The 6464-nt window shown below is 70.7% G+C and carries 6 protein-coding genes; 4 read left to right on the forward strand and 2 right to left on the reverse strand.

Annotation, left to right across the window (positions count from 1 at the left end; genetic code table 11):
• Positions 1–149 precede the first annotated feature (149 nt).
• Together P3L51_RS22025 and P3L51_RS22030 are read left to right on the forward strand one after the other, a co-directional pair.
• Positions 150–1553 (forward strand): C39 family peptidase, encoded by a 1404-nt coding sequence (locus P3L51_RS22025; protein ID WP_354606998.1) that lies wholly within the window; start codon positions 150–152, stop codon positions 1551–1553.
• Positions 1554–1707: 154 nt separating this feature from the next.
• Positions 1708–2364: a TetR/AcrR family transcriptional regulator gene (locus tag P3L51_RS22030; protein ID WP_354606999.1), complete on the forward strand. Its 657-nt coding sequence runs from the start codon at positions 1708–1710 to the stop codon at positions 2362–2364.
• Between the two features lie 113 nt (positions 2365–2477).
• Here P3L51_RS22030 and P3L51_RS22035 read toward each other — a convergent pair whose 3' ends face one another.
• Positions 2478–3722 carry a glycoside hydrolase family 18 protein gene (locus P3L51_RS22035; RefSeq protein WP_354607000.1) on the reverse strand — a complete coding sequence of 415 codons (1245 nt, stop codon included), beginning with the start codon at positions 3720–3722 and terminating at the stop codon, positions 2478–2480.
• A 425-nt stretch (positions 3723–4147) separates the two neighbouring features.
• Here P3L51_RS22035 and P3L51_RS22040 point away from each other — a divergent pair, with 425 nt between their 5' ends.
• Entirely contained in the window at positions 4148–5320 is a 1173-nt protein-coding gene (locus P3L51_RS22040) for an acyl-CoA dehydrogenase family protein (protein WP_354607001.1), read from the forward strand.
• 101 nt (positions 5321–5421) lie between these two features.
• Here P3L51_RS22040 and P3L51_RS22045 read toward each other — a convergent pair whose 3' ends face one another.
• A complete protein-coding gene (locus tag P3L51_RS22045; protein ID WP_354607002.1) occupies positions 5422–5820 on the reverse strand; it encodes a hypothetical protein in 399 nt (132 codons plus the stop codon).
• Between the two features lie 204 nt (positions 5821–6024).
• On the opposite strand from P3L51_RS22045, the gene P3L51_RS22050 reads away from it, so the two are divergent.
• A partial coding sequence (locus P3L51_RS22050) for an Lrp/AsnC family transcriptional regulator (protein ID WP_354607003.1) occupies positions 6025–6464 on the forward strand: 440 nt, incomplete at its 3' end.

A 6464-nucleotide genomic window follows, 5' to 3' on the forward strand; every position in this document is an offset into this window, starting at 1 on the left:
CGGCCGGCCTCGGTCCGGAGGGGTCGTTCATGTCACTGGTGGAGACCAATATTGGTCCCCCGACGCGGGACGAATCGCTGGCAGAAGCCGTCCGGGACCCGCGATAGTTGACGAACTGTTGTGCACCAGACCACTGACCCGGGGGTCCCATGAACAACCCAGCTCCTTCCCGGAACAGCCCGGCGTCGCGCCGTACGGTGCTCGCCACCGCCCTCGCGGCGGCCGGCGCGGGCGCCCTCTCCGCCGCCGCGCCCGCCCTGGCCGCCGCTCCCGCCGCGCCGTCCGCCCGCTCCGGCCCGCCGGCCGCCCACCACCGGGCGGGCACTCCCGTGGACAACCGCTTCTGGACCTCTTCCGACGACTGGCGCGGCGGCAAGGGCGACGGCACCAAGGTCCTCTCCGGCAGCCGGTCCGGTCTGGTCGTCGCCACCCCCGCGGGCAGCACCGACTACACCGACCCGCACACCGGGAAGACCAGCACCTGGGAGTACGCGACCTGGACCTCGCCCGTCCACCGCTCCAAGGTCCCGGCCACCGAGGCGATCGCCTCCTGGAACGCCGACACCCCCGCGGGCACCTGGATCCAGACCGAGCTGCGCGGCACCTACTCCGACGGCACGGCGACCCCCTGGTACGTGATGGGCCGCTGGGCGGCCGGGGACGGCGACATCCGCCGTACGTCCGTCGACGACCAGACGGACGACCGCAGCAGCGTCTGGACCGACACCTTCGCCATCGACGACCCGGCGAGCGGCCTGCGGCTGGCGTCGTACCAGCTCCGCCTCACGCTCCACCGCAAGCCGGGCACCACGCTCACGCCCACGGTCCGGCGGGTCGGCGCGATGGCGTCGGACGTCCCGGACCGGTTCACCGTCCCGGCGGCCGGGCACCAGGTGACCCGTGAGCTGACCGTGCCGCGCTACTCGCAGAACACGCACGTCGGCCAGTACCCGGAGTACGACAACGGCGGCGAGGCCTGGTGCAGCCCCACCTCCTCGCAGATGATCATCGAGTACTGGGGCCGCAAGCCCACGGCCGCCGACCTGGCCTGGGTGAACCCGGACTTCGCCGATCCGCAGGTCTGCCACGCGGCGCGGTACACCTTCGACCACCAGTACGACGGCTGCGGCAACTGGCCGTTCAACGCGGCGTACGCGACGAGCTACCAGGACATGAACGCCGTCGTCACCCGGCTCGGCTCGCTCACCGACGTCGAGCGGCTGATCCGCGCGGGCATCCCGGTCATCACCTCGCAGTCCTTCCTGGCGAGCGAGCTGACCGGCGCGGGCTACGGCACCTCGGGCCACCTGATGACCGTGATCGGCTTCACGGCCGCCGGCGACGTGATCGCCAACGACCCGGCCTCGCCGAGCAACGCGGCCGTACGGCGCGTCTACAAGCGCCGCGAATGGGAGAACATCTGGCTGCGGACGAAGCGGTACAACGCCGCCGGCACCGTCGTCTCGGGCACGGGCGGCGTCTGCTACCTCTACTGGCCCGTGGAGCCCACCGCCGCCCAGCGGAAGGCGCTGGAGGCCGTCGGCGTGCGCTGAGCCGTCCCGCGCTGCGCGGGCGCCGGGGGACGGTGGTCCACGTCCCCCGGCGCCGCCCACGTGCGTGTCGACCCCGACGGCCGGGCCCGGCCGTCGACAGCGGGTCTGCAATACTGCGGATCTCCTGTGACGGCCGAGACGGGGATGCGCGGACTTGAACACCAGGCAACAGCGTGGCGAGAGCGAGCGGGCGCAGCTTCGCCGCTCCGAACTCATCGCCACCGGCCGGAAGTTGTTCGCCGACACGTCCTACGACGCCCTCTCGATGGACGACATCGCCCAGCACGCCGGCGTCGCCAAGGGGCTGATCTACTACTACTTCAAGAACAAGCGCGGCTACTACCTCGCCATCATCGAGGACTCGGTGATGGAGCTGGTCTCGCTCGCGTCGGGCGGCGCCGACCTGCCGAACACCCAGCGGGTCCAGCGCACCGTCGAGGCCTATCTCCGGTTCGCCGAGTTCAACGAGGCCGCCTACCGCACGATCATCAACGGCGGCGTCGGCTTCGACACCCAGGTGCAGGCCATCCGCGACGCGGTGCGTACGGGACTGGTCGCCACCGTCGCCGAGGGCGCGTACGGCCGCCAGGACATCCCGCCGATCGCCAGGCTCGCACTGCTGGGCTGGCTCAGCAGCGTCGAGTGGCTGACCCTCGAATGGCTGGAGCACCGCGAGGAGCTGACGCGGGAGATCCCGCGCGATCTGCTGGTGCGGATGCTGCGGCACACGCTCGACACGATCGAGGAGTTCGCTCCGGAGTGCCCGGCGCCGCCGCCGGACCCGGGCTTCCGTCCGTACACCGGCCGCTGACCGGTTCACGCCCGAGTGCCGGGCGGACCGCGTGAGCGGCCCACCCGGCACTCGGGGACGGACGTCGGTCGGCCGGGCCCTGTCCGGTCGATCTTGCCGGGCCCGGACAGGATCTAGTTGATGGCCCTGATCAGCTCGCCGTCGGTCGTGTCGCCGCTCAGCTCCCAGAAGAAGGTGCCTCCCAGGCCCTGCTCGTTCTTGTAGTCCATCTTGGTGCCGATGGTGGCGGGGGTGTCGTAGCTCCACCAGTTGTTGCCGCAGTGCGCGTACGCCGTACCGGCCACCGTGCCGTTGGCCGGGCAGGTGTTCTTCAGGACCTTGTAGTCCTCGATGCCCGCCTCGTACGTACCGGCCGCCGCGCCCGTCGCGCTGCCGCCCGGCTCGGCCTGGGTGACCCCGGTCCAGCCGCGCCCGTAGAAGCCGATGCCGAGCAGCAGCTTCTCCGCCGGAACGCCCTTGGCCTTCAACTTGGTGATCGCCGCGTCGGAGTTGAAGCCCTCCTGCGGGATGCCGTCGTACGACGTCAGCGGTGAGTGCGGAGCCGTGGGGCCCTGCGCCGCGAACGCGCCGAAGAAGTCGTACGTCATCGGCAGGTACCAGTCGAGGTACTGGGCCGCCGCGCCGTAGTCGGTGGCGTCGATCTTGCCGCCCTCGGACGCGTCGGCGGTGATGGCCGACGTGATGAGGCTGTCGCCGCCGAATTCCGTACGGAGCGCCGACACCATGTTCGTGAAGGCGTCGGGCCCGCTGGTGTCGCAGGTCAGACCGCAGGCGTTCGGGTACTCCCAGTCGATGTCGATGCCGTCGAAGACATCGGCCCAGCGCGGGTCCTCGACCAGGGCGTGGCAGGACTTGGCGAACGCGGCCGGGTCGCGCGCCGCCTCACCGAAGCCGCCAGACCAGGACCAGCCGCCGAACGACCAGATCACCTTGAGGCCGGGGTGCAGCGCCTTGAGCTTGCGCAGCTGGTTGAAGTTGCCCCGCAGCGGCTGGTCCCAGGCGTCGGCGACACCGTCGACGCTCTGGTCGGCGGTGTAGGACTTCTCGTAGTCGGCGAAGGCGTCACCGATGGTGCACTTGCCGCCCTGGACGTTGCCGAACGCGTAGTTGATGTGCGTCAGCTTGTCGGCCGACCCGGAGGTCTCGATGTTCTTGACGTGGTAATTCCGGTCGTAGACACCCCAGTTGGCGAAGTATCCGATGACCTTCTCACCGGCGGCTGTGGGGGCCGCCGGTGCCTTCTCCTGGTCCGCCGCCGCGCTGCCGGCGCCGGCGAGCAGGGACACGCCGAGCACGGCCGTACAGGCCGCGGCGACGAGCACCCGGAAACGGGTGCGGGGACGGTGTGGTCTGAGCATGAGGTCTCCTCGTGGGGAGGGAGATCGCGGTCCATGACATCGACGTGGCAGGGACGCGAAGTGTGTTCACCGGGACGTTAGAAGGACTAGACCAGTGGGTCAATGGTGCGGACCAACTTCCCCGGCGCGTGCGACGGCGGCCCGGCGGGGGCCCGACGACGGCCCGACGGCGCGCAAACGGAACCGAAGCGGAACCGAAGCGGAACGGGAGCAGGGCCTGACCTCCCGTGACTGCACCCCGCCGATCAGTCATACTCAACGCGCCACAGCCGCAGGTCAGCCGCTCCCGTGATCCGGGAAGGCAGCATCGGCTGGGCAGTATTCCTGTCCGGGGGACACCTCCGGACCTCGACCCGACCGGCGGCCGCCACCACACCCGACGTGCGCGCCCGCCGTAGCGTCCCGACAGGGAGGAGAGCGCCGCCATGCCCGACCGCGCCCCGCGAACGGTGGAACGTCAGCTGCCCACCGAGGAGTCCAAGGACCTGCTCGCACTCGTACGCGACATCATCGAGCGGGAGATCGTCCCCAGGACGGCCGAAGAGGAGGAGGCGGGGCACTTCCCGCGGGAGAACTTCACCCTCCTCTCCGAATCGGGACTGCTCGGCCTCCCGTACGACTCCGAGCACGGCGGCGGCGACCAGCCGTACGAGGTCTACCTCCAAGTCCTCGAAGAGCTCGCCGCGGCCCGGCTCACCATCGGCCTCGGCGTCAGCGTCCACTCCCTGGCCTGCCACGCCCTCGCCTCGTACGGCACCGCCGACCAGCAGGCCACCCACCTCCCCGCGATGCTGGGCGGCGGTCTGCTCGGCGCGTACTGCCTCTCCGAGCCCGCGTCGGGCTCCGACGCGGCCTCACTGACCACGAAGGCCGTCCGGGACGGCGACGAGTGGGTGATCACCGGCACCAAGGCGTGGATCACCCACGGCGGTGTCGCCGACTTCTACACCGTGCTCGCGCGCACCGGCGGCGAGGGCGCCGGCGGCATCTCGGCGTTCCTGGTGCCCGGCGACGCCGACGGGCTGGTGGCAGCCGCGCCCGAGAAGAAGATGGGCATGAAGGGCTCACCCACCGCCCAACTCCACTTCGACGGCGTCCGGATCGGCGACAACCGGCGGATCGGCGACGAGGGGCAGGGCTTCGCGATCGCGCTGTCCGCGCTCGACTCGGGCCGGCTCGGGATCGCCGCGTGCGCCGTGGGCGTCGCACAGGCGGCCCTCGACGAGGCCGTGGAGTACGCGACGGGGCGCCGCCAGTTCGGCCGCCCCATCGCCGACTTCCAGGGGCTGCGCTTCATGCTCGCCGACATGGCCACCCGGATCGAGGCGGGGCGCGCCCTGTACCTCGCGGCGGCGCGACTGCGGGACGCGGGACTGCCGTTCTCCCGGCAGGCGGCGATGGCGAAGCTGTTCTGCACGGACGCGGCGATGCGGGTCACCACGGACGCCGTGCAGGTACTCGGCGGCTACGGCTACACCGCCGACTTCCCCGTCGAGCGCTACATGCGCGAGGCGAAGGTGCTCCAGATCGTCGAAGGCACCAACCAGATCCAGCGCATGGTGATCGCCCGTCACCTCGCGGGACCCGAGACCCGCTGACCGCCCGCCGCACCGGCCCCGTCCGTCAGCTGTCGCCAACCGGCGGACGGGTCGAGCGGCTTGACGACCGGTCGGCTGAACAGCCGGATCGTGAAGGGACGTCAGGCGGCGTGCCGGTGCGGCTGCGGCAGCTTGACCGGGCGTGAACTCGGGCCGCCCGCGTGGGAGAACGGCTGGGTGCGCCAGTCCAGCCCCTGAGGGAGCGTCAGCAGCAGTGCGGTGTGCTGTTCCTGGGCGTCGAGCGTCTCGTCGGCCGGCCCGGCGTCCGCGGCCGAACGGCCCGTACCCGCGCACACGGTGAGGACGAACGGATTCCAGGGGCTGGGGCACAGCGCGTGCTCCGGCAGGATGTCCTCGTCCGCCAGCAGGGCGATCGGCCGGGAGCAGTCCGGGCACACGACCCGGAACATCTCGAAGGTGTCGTAGAAGTCGAGCTCATCGGCCTCGACGGGATCAACGGGCTCCGGTTCGATACGTCCGGTGCGCTTCAGGCTCTGCATGGAGACACTCCCCCTCGGGTGGGCCGAACAGCCACGTGCGGCCTCGACCACAGCAAGCAATTCCCGTCGCGCGAGGCAGGTAACCGTAAGGTCTCGACGGACCCCGCGACATGCCTGTGGTGTTCGTCACATGCCCGGCGCAAGTGACGATCCGGTACGCCGTCGACTGTGCCGGAAGGGACCTCGGGCAATAGGTTGATCCGCATGGAGGAGCTGGATCGTCAGATCGTGGAATTGCTCGTCAAGGACGGGCGGATGAGCTACACCGACCTGGGCAAGGCCACGGGTCTGTCCACCTCGGCGGTGCATCAGCGCGTCCGCAGGCTGGAGCAGCGCGGAGTCGTACGCGGCTACGCCGCCGTCGTGGACCCCGAAGCCGTCGGACTGCCCCTGACCGCGTTCATCTCGGTCAAGCCGTTCGACCCCAGCGCGCCCGACGACATCGCGGAACGGCTGGCCCCGATCCCCGAGATCGAGGCGTGCCACAGCGTGGCCGGCGAGGAGAACTACATCCTCAAGGTGCGGGTGGCGACGCCGCTGGACCTGGAACACCTGCTGACCCGTATCCGCACCCTCGCGGGTGTCTCCACCCGTACGACGGTCGTCCTCTCCACCCCGTACGAGGCGCGACCGCCGTACTTCTA

The organism is Streptomyces panacea, assembly GCF_040560175.1.
GTDB classification, from domain to species: domain Bacteria; phylum Actinomycetota; class Actinomycetes; order Streptomycetales; family Streptomycetaceae; genus Streptomyces; species Streptomyces panacea.